The following is a 17,810-nucleotide window of genomic DNA, read 5'->3' on the forward strand; positions in this document are numbered from 1 at the left end:
GACAGTGATTCACGGAAGTGTGATTCTCGGAGTGCTTAGATCAGAGAAAGGCTTCCGGGCGGCGACGTTCGGGGGCTTTTTTCTTTTGCGGGTTCAATCTCCTGATTCATTTATGATCTTCGTCTCCTTAAACGCTCGATAGAGTGCGTCGAGATTAGACGAGATGTATCGGCCGAACTCACTCGCTTCTTTCGACTTGAGCGAGAGGTTGAAGCTGCTTCCGTTATTCTGGTAGCTTGCAGATACGCTCTTGCTCTCTGATTCCCAGCACGCCGGGTCGGTCTTCCCCCGCGCGGACTTCCGTGGCTTGCGTCCGAGCATCTGGAGCTGGGCGAGCAAAAAATTGAACCGCTCCATTACGTCTTTGGAACGGAATTCGTCGGACGCCACGACGACAATCGCAGCCTCCGCGGCCTTCGGCGACTTCACCTGCTTCTTGAGTTCTTCCCACCGGTCGCGGCCAATGGTCTTGGCCGCGCCGATTGCTTCGATCACGGACCCAGGAACTGTCTCCGCCACTGAAAGCATCCTCGACAGCAAGCTATCGTCGACCGTCAGCGCGGATTTGATGATTTCCTTCCGCTGCCCCATGTCGAGGAGCTTCTTGGCGAACAGCGCCTTTTCGATGAAAGACAAATTTGCTCGTGCAGTGTTCTCCTGACCCTGCGCGATAATATGCGCGATATCCTCTAGGTTCTTGATCACCGCGCGAACAGGAATACCCAGTTCTTTGGCGACGCGCGCGCGACGGTGGCCAAACACGATCATGAATCGGCCCTTGCTCTGCGGATGAGGCCGCACAAGAATCGGCGTCGATTGTCCGTGCTCCCTGATCGCCTCGCGCAGATCGGCGAAATCAGCATCGTCGTCTTCGATGCGATCCGCGACAAATGAGCGATCTAGAACTGAGACATCGAGTTCGACGACTGTTTCCCCGGCCAGCATTTTCTTCGCGTTCTCGGCCATCTCATCGATCGAAAGCATCATCGAGCGAGACGCTCCGCGAAGCGCATAATCATGCCGCGCGGCAACATCGGCCTTCGGTGTCTCCGCCCCCGTGATAGTCGCCAAGAGGTTCTTACGGGCCATATCAGGGTCCTCTCCCTTGCGCTAATCTCTTGAGGAATTTAGCGGTTCGGAAATTCTGCACGGCTGTCAAAATGAAGATCATCTCCGCCCCCACGCTTGATGGACGAGCGCTGTGATTTCCTCATTGACTGCATTCAACGCCTCCAATGCGCGGTCATATGTTGCGCGCGTGAATTGGGCGCGCTCGACCTCGTACAGCGTCTGATTAGTGATCCCCGCGTCCGAAATAGCGGTCGATTTCACCATCGGGCTTTTGAGCATCTGCTTTGGAAATAGCGATTGCATGAAACCAACCATTTGCGCCTGCGGGCCATCGGTCGGCTCATAGCGCGTGACGAGATACCGAAACCATTTGAGGCGGACATCGGCTCCGGCTCCGCTGATCGATTGAAGAACGCCGCCCAGCATCAGCAAAAATTGGCTCATCGACATAACGTCCAGCATCTGAGGATGGATGGTGATGAGAACGGCGGTGGAAGCCGCCAATGCGGTCAAGGTGAGATAGCCGAGCTGCGGGGGGCAATCGATCACCACGACGTCATAATCGTGATCGACCTCCTTTAATGCGTCGGTGATCCGGGTGAAGAACATCCGCCCGTCGGCCGAGGATTTGTCGGAAGCGGCGAGAGGCGTTTCATATTCGTATTCCTGCAGTTCCAAATTCGCAGGAACGATGTCGAGCCCGGGGAAATTGGTGCGCCGAACGACCTCGGAAATCGGCTTCTTCGAGCCATCGTAACGTAGGGCCTCATAGAGTGACGGATTCCGATCGAGCTCGGGCTGAATACCGTGAAGCGCGGATAGGGAGGCCTGTGGATCGAGGTCAATTGCGAGCACGCGATGGCCGGTGAGAGCGAGGTGCTGGGCCAGATGAGCCGCCGTCGTGGTCTTTCCACTGCCGCCTTTGAAATTGACGACGGCGATAACCTGGAGTTTTTCCCCCCCACGTCGATGCGGTACATATTTTTTGTAATCGGCTCGCCCGTGACGATCGAGATACTGCCGCAACTCTAACATTTGCTCAGCCGTGTAGCTCCTACGTCCAGACGCCGAGGTGGCGGGAGTAGGGCCCTTGCCTTCGAGATGGAGCTTCTTAATGTTAGATGACGTCACGCCCAGAAAATATGCGGCCTCCGCCAAGGAAAAGGAGCGAAGGCTCTTAACGGCGTCGGGCGGATAATGCTCTAACCGGAGCATGTTCAGCTTATCCGAGATCAATTCTCCCTGTTGAAGAATAGTCTCGTAGAAGCTGAAACCGCCCATCTCGTCCATAGCTGTCGTCACATTCATCGGCGCCAATTCCCGAAATAACGCTTTTCCACGCCAAACCCGCCTACAAGCGGGAATTAATCCTGATTCTCTCTGCTCCGCAACGAGTTTTTGGTTAATGACTGGTTAACGTCGCGGACCACCCCTGCGACGAGCCTTGCCTCAGAGGCCGCACTATTTGCCTGTTTTTACGCTGTTTTCTGAGATCTTGCACGGCTGTCAAACAAAGAGAAAATGGGCATATCATGCGTTCTGGAGTCGCGAATTGTCGGCGCGCGAGACCAAGGCTGACGACGAGGCGCCTGCGGCGCAAGCCGGCCACATATCGCATGCGGAAGCCCCCGGACCGGAGCAGGAGAGGGCGCCGTCATGGAATAGTTGACGACGGTATCATCCGCGATTTCGCGTGCTTCCGAGTGCTAGTTCAGACCCTAAGAGCCCGAGAAGCTCCAAACCGAAAAGACACCGAGCGTTTCGCTTGGAAAGCCTGGCGATAACTTGGCGGATGTGCGCCGGCCGTCGCCCCCCTCGAGTCTCGCCAATTCCACTCGGCTGACACCGACGGTCATCCCAAGGCGAATAGGGCGCGGAGCGCTGGTCGACCGTTGGCGTCGAAGTCGAGACAGTGATTGATCATCGCGTCCATCGGATCGCCGCCGCGCACTTCGAGGAAAACGAGGGCTGCTTCGATCAGAGCCCATCCGCGCATGCGGCTTGTCTGGGGCAGGGCGATCAGTCCCGGATGGATCGGTTCACGGCCGAGCAGCGCGCGAAAATCGCCGATGTTTTCGGTGACGATGACACGATCCTCGGCGATGCAGAGGTCCTTTACCGTGTGGTCGAGCTGACCGCGTCGACCGACGTGAAGCGGATGAATTGCATCATGCCCCAGATGGGCGAGTTCGATGGCAAAACTCGGCGACAAACACTCGTCGATGAACAATCGCATTCTATCACGCCGCCGGCCGTCGCGAGACGTTTTGGGGCCGGCCGGAGAGCGGATGCGATCTGGCGAACAGGAGCGCCGCTTCGAGGGCTTCCCGTGGAAGATCCGGATTTTCGGCGGCGATGTCGTCCATGCTGTCGCCGTGTTCGAGGCGAGCCTCGATGGAATGCACCGTGAGGCGCGTGCCTTTAATTACGGGCAGTCCTCCTTTGATGCCGGGGACACTGTCGATCCAAGTCTCGCGCGCTCTCAGATACCGATCGGTGCGCTCGAGCGCCTCACCGGCGAGTTCCCCGATATCGGCCGTTACAGATGGCGCGATTTCGACGTGCGCGGTCTTCAGACGCGATAGCTCGTGGCTTTTGAGGGCCTTTATCAATTTGCGCTTGCCTGCGATCGTCAGCGTGACGTCACCGGTCAGTCGACGGACCAACGTGGCGTAGGCGACGCTCTCCACGCCGAGGAAGCGGCGCGTGCCCACCCCCTTGCCGGAGCGCAGGGCGGGAATTTTTCCGGCATGAACCAGCAGGACTTTTTCCTCGATCGCCTTTTCGATGGCCCGTTTGGGTACACCGGCGAGTTCGGCGACTTCGCGCGGCGTGAGATCGGCTGCAGTGCGGGTCATGCTCGCCTCTAAATTGGTTCCTAATTAGGGATAGGTTATATGATGGTGCGAGAAAATCCAATGTCGATACGACACGGCGCTCCCAAGCGAACGAGCCAGCGGCGGGTCCTCTCGGCCCCGGTGTCCCCGAGGCGCCTGTCGCTCGCGCTTCACGAGCCGCGATAAGGCGAATTGAGATGCGCGAACTCGTATCGACCTCAAATGGTCACGAGTTAAATCAGATTTGAGCGGGCTGCTCGCCTTTGGGCTCAATGCGGCCGGTTTGATCAACCTCCTCGTCTCGGAGGGCGATGCGCGCGATCCGATCGACGACGCTGCGCGACGCGAGAGCGCCTCACGTCTTGGGCGCGGGCCGGCGACGTCGTTCCGGCGCGTTTGCGGCGCTTGACGCGCTGTCGCGACGCTACCCTGGCCATCCGTCGGCCTGGTTCTTGAGCCACGCGCACCACCGACGGCCGCGGGAGGAGGGGGGGGGGCGCTCTCGTCGACGCGCCGCTTTTGTTTCAGGATCGGATCAGCGCGATCGTGAACGGCGCACAGGAGAGCCACTCGCGGCGCGACCCGGCCCTGGCGACACTCTGGGCGCCGCTCGACATTCTGGGGATTGCGCGGCCGATTCTGGCGCTGCGCAGCGCCAGCGGGTGGCGACGCCCGGAACGTCATCGGCTCCCCCGATTCGCTCGGGTGCTCACCGCTCCGATTGCGCATCCCGACGCTCAACGCGGCGGACGCGGTTCTCGATCTGGTTACCGACCCTGTCGAGGCGCTTCGAGCCCCCCGCGCCGTTGCGAAGTCTTCCGGCGGGACTTCGCTCGGCGCACGTGTATAGCGACGGCGGGGCGGGCGAATTCCGACGCATCACATGCGAGATCCTGGCAAATCCGAGATGGCGGGACGCCGAAGATCTCCCGCAGCGACGGCGACGACGCGTTCTGTCGCGGCTGATCGGCGCCGCGCTCGCCGCTCAGCGCAGGCAGAGCGGCGTCGGCCGGACGGGGCTGGGGCCATGGGTGTCGTGTCATCGGAAGCGCTCGAAGAGCTCTCTCCTGTCCAAGGGCCGTCCCGCGGGCACACTCGGATGCCAAAAATCCGACGCCACGGAGCACTCCCGAGCGCGGAAACCGCCTCGATCGCCCGGAAATCCGGGGCTGTGGGATTATGTCCGATAAGCGCGGATTATCGGACATAGAACATGCCAGACGAGTGCGGCGGATATCCCCTCAAATAGCACGAAACACCGCCGCTATTGCGCGCTAGGCGCCGATTGGAGTCCGAGAACCCGCTCGCCGACCCTGTCGCGCCTGTGCACACCCGCTAGACTCGCCGACGCATGTGCGACGGCGCCAAGCGCGGAAAAGCTGCCGCGGTGGCAGACAACAGCCTGACGAACGCCGGCCGGCCGGCCGTCTGAATCTGCTGTGGCGCAGCTACAACCACCAGCCAGCGCGGCTTGACGCCAAGCCGCTGCACGCCGTTGCGGATTCGTTCGAACTCGCTCAATGGATCGACGCGGGCGCCACGGCCAACGAACTGGCCATGGTCGACACAGAAGGAGCTCAACTGGCGGCCGCGGCGCGTCGCCGCCGTCATCCGGGCGCTCGCCCACTCGCCGCGCGACAAGTCGGAGATGGTCGCGCGACGATCGCGCTTGTTTGAAAGTAAAACAATTCCATATTTTGAGGCCGACGCCCGTATGTTATTATATTATATACAATAATTGATTTTTTATAAATGTTTCAATATGGCGTGGCCGCAATTGATCTTCATGTCTGTAGTTAATACTATAACTATAACGATAATATATGTGCAATGAAGGTATCGATAGGAATGTGCAGCTCTCGTTGGCTCCAGGTATCAAGTCGATCTTCCGTAAAAAGGCGGTCTAATAGCCGCGTCGACGGGGGCAGATTGCTCAGCGCCGCTGCGCTTCTGCTTCTTGGCGCAGATAGCCCTGCGCAGGCGGAGTCGGGCGTCACGTCTTTGCCCGCGGTCGCCGTCGACGCGCCCAAAGAAAAGCCGCGGGCGCTCGTTCGGCAAAACGCAGCCGCTGCGCGCGTCGGGCCAAAGCGAGCGCGCGCCGCGACGACCCCGGCGCAGCACCGCGCATCGTCTCCTTCCGCGGCCGCGACGCCTTCTGCGTCGTCCGCGCCGCTTACGGCTCCGCCGCAAGCCAAGCTCGGCAATTTGCCGAAAGAATATGTAGGCGGCCAAACGGCGCGCGGCGCCCGTCTCGGCATGCTCGGCGATCGCGATTTTCTCGACACGCCTTTCAATATGACGAGCTACACGTCGAAGCTCATCGAAAATCAGCAGGCGCGCACGCTTTCCGATGTACTCGAGAATGATCCTTCCGTGCGCTTCACCGTCTCTTCTGGCCAGGTTCGCGAGAATTTTCGTATTCGCGGCTTTTCAGTGCTCGTCAGCGAGACGGCGCTCAACGGACTCTATGGCGTCGCCCCGGACGGCCGCGTGCCCACGGAGTTTCTTGAGCGCGTCGAGGTGTTGAAGGGGCCGGCGGCGCTTTTGAGCGGCATGGCTCCCTATGGCGCGGTCGGCGGATCGATCAATCTCGTCACCAAGCAGGCCGGCGAGACGCCGGTGACGAGCGTCACCGGCGATTATACGTCGAACGCGCAATTCGGAACGCATATCGATGTCGGCAGGCGCTTCGGTCAGGACAACGCCTTCGGCATTCGCTTCAACGGCGCCTATCGCGGCGGCGACACGACGCTCGATTACCAATCGCGCGAGCGCGGGCTCGAGGCGCTCGCACTCGACTATCGCGGCGAGAAGCTGCGCGTCGCGCTCGATGCCTATTTTAACCAGGAGATCGCGCGCGGAGGCGTGCCGATGATGGCGAGCTTCACGGGAACGGGCGTCGCCGCCGCGCCGGATTCCAGCAACAATATTTTCCGCGGACTCTCTGGCCGAATGAACAATTCGGGCGCCATGGGGCGTGCGGAATATGATCTGGCCGACAATGTCACTCTGTTCGCGAGCGCCGGCGCGATCGACGCCCGGTTCAACGGGCTGACGAACTCGACCGTCGCGACCAATGTCAATGTGCTCGGCCGCTACAGTGGAACCTCCATCGATTTGCGCGGCTATACCGACACGATTTCGGTTCAAGGCGGCCTGCGCGCCAATTTCCGCACCTTCGAGATCGACCATCGATTGTCTTTGAGCGCGGCGAATCTCGAATCGAAGATCGGCTCGGCCTTTCAGCGCAGCTCAGCCTATGTGTCGAGCATCTACTTCCCCGTCACGCCGCTCATCGCGCGCGATCCTGGAGAAGCGCCGAAGTCGACCGATACGACGCTTTCGAGCATCGCCCTCGCCGATACGCTCTCCGCTTTCGACGATCGGGCGCAGCTCATTCTCGGCCTCCGCGCGCAGCGTGTTCAAACGAAGAGCTACAATACCACCACAGGCGCCGAGACGACCTATTACGACGAGAGCGCGGTGACCCCCGCTTTCGGCCTCATCATCAAACCTCTGCCGATTCCAATGTCTCTTTACGCCAATTACATCGAGGGCCTGACCCAGGGCGACCGCGTCACCGACACGGCGGCGGCGAATTATAATCAGATGTTTCCACCCTATAAGTCGCGGCAGATCGAGACGGGCGTCAAATGGGACGCCGGACAGATCGCCAACACGCTGAGCTTCTACGAGATCGAGAAGCCGAGCCTCGTCAAGAGCGGCAATGTCTACAACGCTGACGGACGCCAGCGCAATCAAGGCGTAGAATGGAACGTGTTCGGCGAAGTCGGCGAAGGCGTGCGGATTCTCGGCGGAGCGGCCTATACGATCGGCGTGCTCACCAAGACGGCGAATGGCCAGCTCGACGGCAAAACCGCCTATGGAACGCCGAAATGGCAGGTCAATCTCGGCGGTGAGTGGGATACGCCATACGTTCCGGGTCTGACGCTCGAAGCGCGGGTCGTCTATACGAGCGCGCAATTCGTCAACTCCGCCAACACGCAGAAAATTCCCGAATGGACGCGTGTCGACGCGGGCCTTCGCTATTCGACGCAGCTCTTCGACAAGAAGATCGCCTTCCGCGCCAATGCGAATAATCTGCTCGATCACAATTATTGGGCAGGATCCTATTTCGCGGACGGCATCGTCACATTGAGCGCGCCGCGGACGGTTCTCCTGTCCGCGACTGTCGACTTCTGAGGGGAGCGACATGTCGGCGGCGCTCATCCCTTCATCGGCTCTCACGCTGGTCCTCGCTGGCGCTGCCTGTCTCTATATCGCCTCGCCACGCCAATCGCTCTTGCGCGTTCGGTGGCGGAGGGCGGGCCTCCTCGCTGTGGCCCTTCTCCTCGCCGCGTGGATGATCTGGCGGATTCGTCTCGAATCGTCGACCGCTGTCTTCACGACGCTCGCCGCGCTGATGCCGCTGCTGATCGCATTGCCGAGCCTCGCTGCGCTGACAGGAAGGAAATAGGCATGGCCGAGCGACGTAGCGATTGGTTGAGCAAGAGCCTTTCCGGCTCTGCGCTCGGATTCACATTGGCGATCGCTCTCGCCGGCCTCTTCGCCGTCGCCGGCCCCGGCGGCCTCGATGCGCGCAACAAATATCAATTCGTCATGTGGCTCGTCGCGCCGATCTGGCTCGGCGTCGCCAGTCTCGTCTTTTTCTTTCGCAGTGGGCGCGCCGCGTTTCTGTGGCTCGGCGGCGCCAATCTTCTCGCCTTCGGTTGTCTCTATCTCTGTCGACGGCTTCTGCACTGAGGGCAAGCAATGCGCGGCGAAATCTTGCGGCTCTATAAGAGCGTTCACACATGGACCGGCCTCGCGACCGGCATGCTGCTCTTCGTCTGCTTCTACGCGGGCGCGCTCACTGTCTTCGAGGAGCCGCTCGCCCATTGGGCCTCGCCGCCGACCTACGGCTTCGCTTCGATCGAGGACGCCGATCGGCTCATCGAGGCGACCTTGGCGACGCGGCCGGATGTGGCGAAGGACTTCACGCTTCATCTCGCGATGGCGAACGAGCCGGCTCGTCTGAGCTGGCGCAAGAGCCGCAGCGACGATGTCGTCTGGTCGGCGACGCTCGGCGCCGATGGCGAATTGCGCGTCGAGAGCTCCAATGTTTCGGGCGTCGGCGCCTTCGTCGACACCATCCATCGCACCGCTGGCCTTCCCGTCGACCGTGAGACCGGAACGACGGTGATGGGCGTCGTGAGCGCAGTCTACGCCGTCGCGCTCGTCTCCGGCCTCATCCTGGTTCTGCCCTCGCTGTCCAAGGACTTTCTGGCGCTGCGTCTCACTGCGAATCTGAAGCGAATGTGGCTCGATGCGCATAATCTCGTCGGCGTCGCGAGCTTTCCTTTCCATCTCGTCATCGCGCTGACCGCGGTCGTGTTCGGTCTGCACGAGCCGATCTATGACGCTCTGGATCATATCGTCTATGACGGCAAGCTTTCGACGATCATGCGTTCGACAGGCCCGTTCGGAGGCGTGAAGCGCGACGAGCAAAAGGCGCCGATGAAGCGGGTCTCGGAATTGGTCGCGGCCGTCGCGGTCGTGTCGCCGGAGTTCTCGCCTACCAGGCTGCATTATCGCGACGCCGATACGCGTGGCGCGCTCGTGCGCGTCGCGGGGGAGGACCCACGCTTCCTGTCGCGCGGCGGAGGATTCGCCGTTTTGCGCGGCGTGACCGCAGAGATCGTCAATGTCGATTACCTTCCAGAAAAGCAGAGCGGCTGGACCGCCGCCGTGTCGCCATTCTTCGCGCTGCATTTCGGCAGCTATGGCGGCGCGCCTGTCCGCTGGGCCTATTTCTTTCTCGGCCTCGCCGGCGCCTTTCTGTTCTATTCCGGCAATCTCTTGTGGATCGAATCGCGTCGGCGGACCGCGCGCCGCCATGGGGAGCAGGTCGTGCAGACGACGGCCTCGCGCCTCATGGCGGCGGCGTCGATCGGCGTTTGCTTGGGATGCGTCTGCGCGCTGTCGTTCGCCATCGGCTCCACCAAATGGCTCTATGGCCATGTAGAGGACGTCGACGCATGGCGGCGCGGGATTTATCACGTCGTCTTCTTCGGCGCTCTCGCCTTTGCTCTGCTGAGCGGCGCGGCGCGCGCCGGAATAGCGCTGGCCTATGTCGCGGCGATCGGCGCCCTCTCGCTCCCCGTCACCAGCGCGCTCGCATTGGCGGCGCCCGGCCTCGGGCCTTGGGCGGGGGCCGATCCCGAGAGCGCGGGGGTCGACATCGTCGCTTTCGGCGCCGCGCTCTGCTTCGCTGCTCTGGCGCGCGCGACCGCGCGCCGCGCCGCGCTGGGGCCGACGGATAGCGTCTGGTCGACGCGCGAGACGACGCGAGGCGCCCGAACGCCACTTTCTTCGAACGGATGCGCCGCCGCGGTCGGCGCCGGTGAAGGAGACGACATCCATGGATGATGCGCAGATCAATCCCTTCGACGACGAGCGGCTGAACTTCGTCGTTCTCGTCAATTCCCGCGCGCAATTCGCGCTGTGGCCGGATTTCTCCGCCGATCCGAAAGGATGGAGCCGGGTCTTCGGGCCGGGACCGCGGCGGCAATGCATGCAATATGTCGACGATCATTGGATCGACATGCGCCCGCGCGCCGAGGCGGGCGGCTGAAAGGCCTTTCCGTACGCATTATTTGTTTCGTGACATTCGATTTTTCGCAGGACCACAAATCGTGCTCGCAGATATCGCTCCAGAGCGGCCGCGCGCCGCTGCGCAGATGCTTCCGCTCGTCGCGGCGCAGCCCGGCATATGGATGGCGGATCAGATCTTCGCCGCTTCCAACGCCTATGTCGTCGCGCAATATGTCGAGTGGAATGGGAGGCTGGACGTCGCCTGCTTCAGCGCGGCGGTCCGTCTCGGGCTCGCCGAAGCGGATCTCGTTCATGCGCGCTTCATCGAGACCGAGGCGGGCCCCGCGCAAATCGTGCCCAGTGTCCCGCAGGCGGTCGATCTGCCTGAGCCGGAGCTCGTGGATCTCAGAGGCGAGGACGATCCTGTCGCCGCCGCGCTGCGCGCGATGCGCGTCGATCTCGAAGCTCCTTTGTCGATCGCCGAAGGCGCGCAGCTCTATCGCCATATTCTGTTTCGCCTCGGGCCGGCGGCGGAGCCCGGAGCGGGCGTCGAGCGCTGGTTCTGGTTTCAGCGTTATCACCATCTCTCGGTCGACGGATTCGGCTTCGCGGCGATCGCGCGACGGGTGAGCGAGATCTACACCGCGCTTCGTCGTGGGCTCACGCCGTCTCCATCGCCTTTCGTTTCATTCGCCGAGGTCGTGAAGGAATATGCGGCTTACGAGGGCTCGCCGGCGCAGGTCGCCGATCGGCGATTTTGGGCGGAGCATGCGCGGGATCTGCCGCCTGCCGCCACCTTGTCGCTGCGGCGCGCCGCGGCAAAGCGATGCTTCACGCTTCCGTTGCGTGAGCGGATCGTGCTGGACCTGCGCACGACGACGCTATTGTCTGAGCAGGCGAAGGCGGGACGCGTCTCGGTCGGCGTGATGGCGATGACGGCGCTCGTCGTCTATCTGCGTCGCATGACGGGCGCAGCGCGCCTCGCGGTCGGCGCGCATTTCATGCGCCGCATGGGCTCCGTCGCGTTGCATGCGGTGGGACCGGTGGTGAATGTCCTGCCGCTGCAGATCGCGATCGACGCGAATATGTCCTTCCTCGATGTTGCCGCCGCGCTGGCGAGCGAATTGGATGTGGTGCGTCGGCGGCAGCGATACGAGGCCGACCAGCTGCGCCGCGATCTCGGCTTCCTCGGCTCGGGACGTCAGCTCTATGGGCCGCTGCTGAACTTCAAGATGTTCGACTATCGCCTCGACTTCGCCGGCGTCGAAGGGATCACGCATCAGCTCGCCTCCGGCCCCGTCGAGGACATCGAATTCGACCTCTATCTCGGCGAGCGCGGGCTCATCGTCGAGCTCGTCGCCAATAGCGAGCGGTACGGGAAGGAAGAGCTCGAGCTGCACGCCGAGCGTCTCTCCCGCTTCGCGCGTCGGCTCGCAGAGACCCCAGACGCGCCGATCGGCGACGTCACGCTCATGACTGAGAGCGACGCGGCGCTGATCGCGGCGGCCAATGACACGAGGCGCGCGGTTCCATCGATCACGCTCTGCGATCTCCTCGACGCGCAGGCCGAACGTACGCCGACTGGGCCCGCTTTGATCGATCGTAGCCGCTCGCTTTCCTATCGCGACATGCGCCTCCAAGTCGTGCGGCTGGCGCGGGAGCTCGCCGCCGCTGGCGTGGTCCGTGGCGATCGCGTCGCAGTGGCGCTTCCACGCTCCGTCGATCTCAGTCTGGCGCTGATGGCGGCGCTCGAGGCGGGGGCCGCTTATCTGCCGCTCGACACGAGCTATCCCGACGAACGCCTCGCCTTCATGGTCGCGGACGCGGAGCCCCGGCTCATTGTCACCGATCGCTCGCTGCGCGGTCGCTTCGAGATGATGGCGCCTGTGCTGATCTTCGATGCGCTCGCCCTGGTCGAAACGGATGCGCCCCCCGCGCAAGTCGCTTCGCCATCGGCGGAAGATGCGGCCTATATCATCTACACGTCAGGGTCGACGGGACGGCCGAAGGGCGTCGTCGTGCCGCATAGCGCCGCCGTCAATTTCCTTCTCTGGCTGCAGCACGAATATCGCCTCACGCAGGAGGACGTCGTGCTGCAGAAGACGCCCTGCAGCTTCGACGTTTCGGTCGGCGAATTCTTCTGGCCGCTGACGGCGGGCGCGCGCCTCGTGATGGCGCCGCCGGAAATGGATCGCGATCCGGCGGAACTGCTGCGCGTCATTCGTGCGCATCGCGTCACGACCCTGAATTTCGTGCCCTCGCTGCTCTCCGCCTTTGTGGCGGCCGCGCTTGCGACGCCGGGCTCCGAGCCGGACAAGACCGATCTGCGGCGCGTTTTCTGCATCGGCGAGCCGCTGTCGCGCGAGCTCGCAGAAGCATTTCAGCGGACCTTCCGCGCGCCGCTGCACAATGTCTACGGCCCGACCGAGGCGACCGTGGAGGTCACTTACCAGCCGGCTTTCGGCGCAGCGCTCGCCGAGGCGGAAGGCGTCGGCGTGCCTGTGGGACGCCCGCTCTGGAATTGCGGCTTGCGCGTGCTGGACGCGCGGCTGCGTCCGGTCCCGATCGGCGTCGCCGGCGATCTCTATCTGACCGGCGCGCAACTCGCCCAATTTTATTGGCGGCGGCCTTCGCTGACGGCGAGCCGCTTCGTCGCCGACCCCGACGGCGACGGTGAGCGCATGTATCGCACCGGAGACATCGCCCGGTGGCTGCCGGACGGCGTCCTCGATTTTCTCGGCCGCAACGACGATCAGCTCAAAATCCGTGGCCAGCGCATCGAATTGGGCGAGATCGAGAGCGCGCTTCTCGAGCAGTCCGGCGTCGGCGGCGCGGCGGCGGTCGCGCGTCTCTTCGGCTCCGCGGCCGGGGAGGGCGACGCGCGCCAGATCGTCGCCTATGTGACGCCGGATGCGCCGGAGGGCGCGCTCGATCCGGAGGCGCTGCGCGCCGCTCTGGCGCGTCGCCTGCCGGCCTATATGACGCCGGTCGCCGTCGTCGTGCTTGAGGCCTTCCCGCTCGGCGCGAGCGGGAAGCTCGATCGCAAGGCGCTGCCCGATCCGTCAGTGGACGCACCGACGGCGCGCCCGCCGGCGCCCGGACTGGAGACGCTGCTCGCGGAGATATTCATCGAGGTCCTGCGGCTCGAGACGGTCGACGCGGAGAATGACTTCTTCTTTCTCGGCGGCGACAGCATTTCCGCTATCGGCCTCTGCGCTTCGCTGCGCAAGCGCGGATATCTGCTGCGACCGCGCGATGTCTTCGAGCGGCGCAGCGTCGCCGCAATAGCGGTCGCGCTGCGCCGCGCCGAGGAAGGCGTGTCGACGCTCCGCGACGATGGCGTCGACGCCGCGACGGTCGAGGCGCTGCGGGCTCGCCATGGAGCGATAGCCGCCGTTCTGCCGGCGTTGCCGCTGCAAGAGGGGCTACTGTTCCACGCGCTGCTCGGGGATGGCGCGATCCGCTACAACGCAATCTCGCGCTTCGATCTCGACGGGCCGCTCGACGTCGGACGGCTGCGCGACGCGCTCGAGGCGCTGTTGCGCCGCCATCCGCAGATCGCGGCGATTTTCGACGTCGAGCAGGGCAGGGCGTTCCAGATTCTGCCGCTCGTCGAGGGGCCGCAGGCGCTGCGTCGCTGGCCCTGGAGCGAGCATCGGTTGGCGGACCTCGCTCCGCAGGAGCGCGTCGCCGCGCTCGATGGAATCGAGCTCGAGGAGCTCGCCCGCGATCTCCTCGCCGAGAGCGGCGGCCGCCGCATGCTGGCGCGCGCCGTGCTAGTTCGGTTGGCGGAGGAGAGCCATGCTTTGCTCGTCGTCTCGCACCATCTCATCGGCGACGGCTGGTCGTCCGGGGTGATGCTGCGCGACTTGCTCGCCGCCTACGCCGGCGCCGCGCTCGCGCCGATCAATCCCGATTACCCGAGCGTCGTCCGCCGCCTCGCGGCCCGCGATCCGGATCCCGCCCGCGCTGCCTGGCGAGAGGCGCTCGCCGGCTCCGCGCCGACCTTGCTGTTCGATCCCGCCACCGCATTCGGCGAGACGCGCGAGTTGCAGCTCGAGTTGCGTCCCGGCTTTGCGAAGGAGCTGGAGGCGTTCGGACGCTGGCGCGGATTGACCCTCGCCACTCTCCTGCAGGGCGCCTGGGCGGCCTTTCTCGGGGCGATGACGGGGCGCAGCGACGTCGTCTTCGGCATGCCGGTCTCAGGCCGCGCGGAGGCCGAGGCGGGGCTCGACGCCCATATCGGACTTTTCACCAACACGCTGCCCGTGCGCGCGCGCCTGCGCCCCGATCTGCCGCTCGCCGCGCAGCTCGCCGCGCTTCAGAGCCGGCAGATCGCCCTCATGGAGCATGACGGGCTCGGCCTCGGCGAAATCCAGCGCCTCGCCGGCGTCTCGACGCTGTTCGACACGCTGCTCGTCGTCGAGAATTATCCGGACGACGCGCGCCTCTACGCGGAGGAACTCGCGGGCCTGCGCCTCGTCGGCACGCGCAATCGCGGCTACACGCATTATCCGGTGACGCTCATGGCGCTGCCCGGCCGCGAATTGGAGCTCCGGCTCGAATATCGCGAGGGCGTCGCCGAGCCGGAGCGCCTCGGGCGCCGCTTTCTCCGGCTGCTCGAGCATCTCGTCGACGAGCCGGAAAAGGCGCTCGCGTCGCTCGACCTCCTCGCGCCGGACGAGCGCGCGACGATCGCCGCTGTCAATGACACGCGCGTCGCGACGCCGGCGGCGACGCTCTGCGATCTTCTCGAGGCGCAGGCGCAAAGAACGCCACATGCGCTCGCTCTCGTCGACGCCGATCATGCGCTGACCTATGCGCAAATGCACCGGCAAGTCGCGCGATCGACTCGCGCCCTCGCCGAGGCGGGAGTCCGCAAGGGCGAGATCGTGGCGGTCGCCCTGCCGCGCTCGGCCCGTCTTTCGATCGCGTTGATGGCGGCGCAGCGGGCCGGCGCCGCCTATCTGCCGCTCGACACCAGCTATCCGGACGAACGCCTCCGCTACATGGTCGAGGACGGAGCGCCGCGCCTCATCATCACGGACGAGGCGTCGCGAAGCCGGTTCGAGGGGCTGGCGCCGCTGCTCGCCTTCGACCGTTTGCCCGAGATCGACGAAGCGGAGGAGGCGGGCTTCGTCTCTCCCGCCATGCCCGACGATCCGGCCTATGTGATCTACACTTCCGGCTCCACGGGCTGGCCGAAGGGCGTCGTCGTCTCGCATCGCGCCATCGTCAACCGGCTGCTGTGGATGCAGCACGAATATGCCCTCGGCGCGGGCGACGTCGTGCTGCAGAAGACGCCGTCGAGCTTCGACGTCTCGGTCTGGGAATTCTTCTGGCCGTTGATGACTGGCGCCGCTCTCGTGATGGCGCCGCCGGAGGCGCATCGCGATCCGGCCGAAATTCTGCGGCTGATCCGCGCGCATCGCGTCACCACGCTGCATTTCGTCCCCTCCATGCTCGCCGCCTTCGTCGCCGCGACCGACGCCGCGCGGCCCGCCGAGGCGGAGAGCCTGCGCCATGTCTTCTGCAGCGGCGAGGCGCTGTCGCGGGAGCTCGCCGAGACGTTCGAGGCGCTGTTCGGCGCGCCGCTGCACAATCTCTACGGTCCGACCGAGGCGGCGGTGGATGTGACCTACCAGCCGGCCTTTGGCGCGGCGGTCGCCGGACTCGAGACCGCGGGCGTGCCGATCGGCCGCCCGGTGTGGAACACGGGCGTGCGCGTGCTGGATCCGTGGCTGCGGGAGACGCCGATCGGCGTCGCGGGCGACCTCTATCTGACCGGCGTTCAGCTCGCCGATGGCTATCTGCGGCGGCCGTCGTTGACGGCCAGCCGCTTCGTCGCCGATCCGCAGGCCGACGGGGAGCGAATGTATCGAACCGGGGATATCGTCCGCCGACGGCCCGATGGCGCGCTCGATTATCTCGGCCGCGGGGACGATCAGATCAAGATTCGCGGGCAGCGCATCGAGCTCGGCGAGATCGAGAGCGTCTTGCGCGAGCAGCCCGGCGTGGAACAGGCGGCGGTCGTCGCACGCGCCTCTGCGGCGGGCGGCCTCGCCGGCGCGGACGAGCGGCGGCTTGTCGCCTATGTGGTCGCGGGCGTCGAGATCGACGTCGAGACGCTGCGCCGCGCTGTGGCGCAAAGGCTTCCGGCGCATATGACGCCGACGGCTATTGTGCGCTTGCCGGAATTTCCGCTCTCCGCCAGCGGCAAGCTCGATCGCAAGGCGCTGCCGGAGCCGGAGGCTGCGCCGCGCCGCGACGGCCGCAAGCCGGCGCCCGGCGTCGAGATCGCGCTCGCCGAGCTCTTCGCCCGCGCTCTCGGCGTCGACCAGCTGGACGCGGACGATGATTTTTTCGCGCTCGGCGGCCACTCCTTGATGGCGATGCGCCTCGCCGCGGATATTCAGCGCGAAATGAGAGTTTCCGTCTCGGTCGGCCAGTTGATGGCCGCGCCGAGCGTCGAGAGCCTCGCGCGCGAATTATTCGCGGAGCGGCGCGAGGAGGACCGCCGCGCCGGCTTCGCCGAGACGCTGCGTCTGCGCGCGGGCGAGGGGGCGCCTCTCGTCTGCATCCATCCGGCCTCGGGCTTCTCCTGGCAGTTCGGCGTGCTGACGCGCTATCTGCGCAGCGATTGGCCGGTGATCGCGCTGCAATCGCCGCGGCCTTCGGGGCCGATCGCCTCTTGCCGCACTATGGAGGAGGTCTGCGACCGGCATCTCGCCACGCTGCGCGAGATTCAGCCGCATGGTCCCTATCGGCTGCTCGGCTATTCGCTCGGCGGCGTCGTGGCGCAGGCCATTGCGGCGCGTCTTTCGGCAGAGGGCGAGGAGATCGCCTTTCTCGGCCTGCTCGACACCTATCCTTCGGAAATCCAGGATTGGAGCAAGCCGCTCGACGCGGTTGGCGAAGCGGAGATCGAGCGCGAGAAGGCGCTGTTCATGGACGCCTCGCAAGAAGCGATCGATTCGACGCTCGCACGCGAGAAGGCGGAGATGTTCGGCCATATCATGGCCAATTACGAAGACTCGGTCCAGCTGCTCGCCTCTGCGAAGACCCCTCGCTACGCGGGCGCGGCGACGCTCTTCGTCGCGCTGCGCACGTTGCCGGAGGGCATGGACGTCGAGGAGACCTGGCGGCCCTATGTCGGCGCGCTGAACGTCACCACCTTCGATTGCCCGCACACCGAGATCATCTCGCCGCGCATGCTGCGGGAGCTCGGCCCCGCGATGAATGAGATTCTCGTCGCGATCGACGCGAAGCGAGGTGCTCGCTGAATTTTCGCTCGCTGTCTCATCCCCG

The 17,810-nt window shown here is 64.4% G+C and carries 12 protein-coding genes; 7 read left to right on the forward strand and 5 right to left on the reverse strand.

Going from position 1 to position 17,810, the window contains the following annotated elements; genetic code table 11:
- Positions 1-93: 93 nt before the first annotated feature.
- The 4 genes from repB to VIF40_RS19625 form a co-directional block, all read right to left on the reverse strand.
- Entirely contained in the window at positions 94-1,089 is a 996-nt protein-coding gene (gene repB / locus VIF40_RS19610; RefSeq protein ID WP_331939202.1) for a plasmid partitioning protein RepB, read from the reverse strand.
- A gap of 78 nt (positions 1,090-1,167) precedes the next feature.
- Entirely contained in the window at positions 1,168-2,379 is a 1,212-nt protein-coding gene (repA, locus tag VIF40_RS19615) for a plasmid partitioning protein RepA (RefSeq protein WP_331939203.1), read from the reverse strand.
- Between the two features lie 544 nt (positions 2,380-2,923).
- Complete coding sequence (locus VIF40_RS19620; RefSeq protein WP_331939204.1) at positions 2,924-3,307, reverse strand: DUF5615 family PIN-like protein; 384 nt, start codon at positions 3,305-3,307, stop codon at positions 2,924-2,926.
- 4 nt (positions 3,308-3,311) lie between these two features.
- Positions 3,312-3,929, reverse strand: a complete 618-nt coding sequence (locus VIF40_RS19625) for a DUF433 domain-containing protein (RefSeq protein WP_331939205.1) — start codon at positions 3,927-3,929, stop codon at positions 3,312-3,314.
- A 223-nt stretch (positions 3,930-4,152) separates the two neighbouring features.
- On the opposite strand from VIF40_RS19625, the gene VIF40_RS19630 reads away from it, so the two are divergent.
- Complete coding sequence (locus VIF40_RS19630) at positions 4,153-4,317, forward strand: hypothetical protein (RefSeq protein ID WP_331939206.1); 165 nt, start codon at positions 4,153-4,155, stop codon at positions 4,315-4,317.
- Between the two features lie 926 nt (positions 4,318-5,243).
- Here VIF40_RS19630 and VIF40_RS19635 read toward each other — a convergent pair.
- Positions 5,244-5,519, reverse strand: a complete 276-nt coding sequence (locus VIF40_RS19635; RefSeq protein WP_331939207.1) for a hypothetical protein — start codon at positions 5,517-5,519, stop codon at positions 5,244-5,246.
- A gap of 645 nt (positions 5,520-6,164) precedes the next feature.
- On the opposite strand from VIF40_RS19635, the gene VIF40_RS19640 reads away from it, so the two are divergent.
- The 6 genes from VIF40_RS19640 to VIF40_RS19665 all read left to right on the forward strand — a co-directional run bounded on the left by VIF40_RS19640 (position 6,165) and on the right by VIF40_RS19665 (position 17,785).
- A complete protein-coding gene (locus VIF40_RS19640; RefSeq protein WP_331939208.1) occupies positions 6,165-8,111 on the forward strand; it encodes a TonB-dependent siderophore receptor in 1,947 nt (648 codons plus the stop codon).
- Positions 8,112-8,247: 136 nt separating this feature from the next.
- The gene (locus VIF40_RS19645) at positions 8,248-8,385 is read left to right on the forward strand and encodes a hypothetical protein (RefSeq protein ID WP_331939209.1); all 138 of its coding nucleotides are present in this window, start codon (positions 8,248-8,250) and stop codon (positions 8,383-8,385) included.
- A gap of 2 nt (positions 8,386-8,387) precedes the next feature.
- A complete protein-coding gene (locus VIF40_RS19650) occupies positions 8,388-8,672 on the forward strand; it encodes a hypothetical protein (protein WP_331939210.1) in 285 nt (94 codons plus the stop codon).
- A 9-nt stretch (positions 8,673-8,681) separates the two neighbouring features.
- Positions 8,682-10,337, forward strand: a complete 1,656-nt coding sequence (locus tag VIF40_RS19655; protein WP_331939211.1) for a PepSY-associated TM helix domain-containing protein — start codon at positions 8,682-8,684, stop codon at positions 10,335-10,337.
- Positions 10,330-10,542 (forward strand): MbtH family protein, encoded by a 213-nt coding sequence (locus VIF40_RS19660; RefSeq protein WP_331939212.1) that lies wholly within the window; start codon positions 10,330-10,332, stop codon positions 10,540-10,542. The genes VIF40_RS19655 and VIF40_RS19660 overlap by 8 nt, the downstream gene beginning before the upstream one ends.
- Before the next feature lie 61 nt (positions 10,543-10,603).
- Positions 10,604-17,785: an amino acid adenylation domain-containing protein gene (locus tag VIF40_RS19665; RefSeq protein ID WP_331939213.1), complete on the forward strand. Its 7,182-nt coding sequence runs from the start codon at positions 10,604-10,606 to the stop codon at positions 17,783-17,785.
- The last annotated feature ends 25 nt before the right edge of the window (positions 17,786-17,810 follow it).

It is taken from the genome of Methylosinus sp., assembly GCF_036560965.1.
Taxonomy (GTDB): Bacteria; Pseudomonadota; Alphaproteobacteria; order Rhizobiales; family Beijerinckiaceae; genus Methylosinus.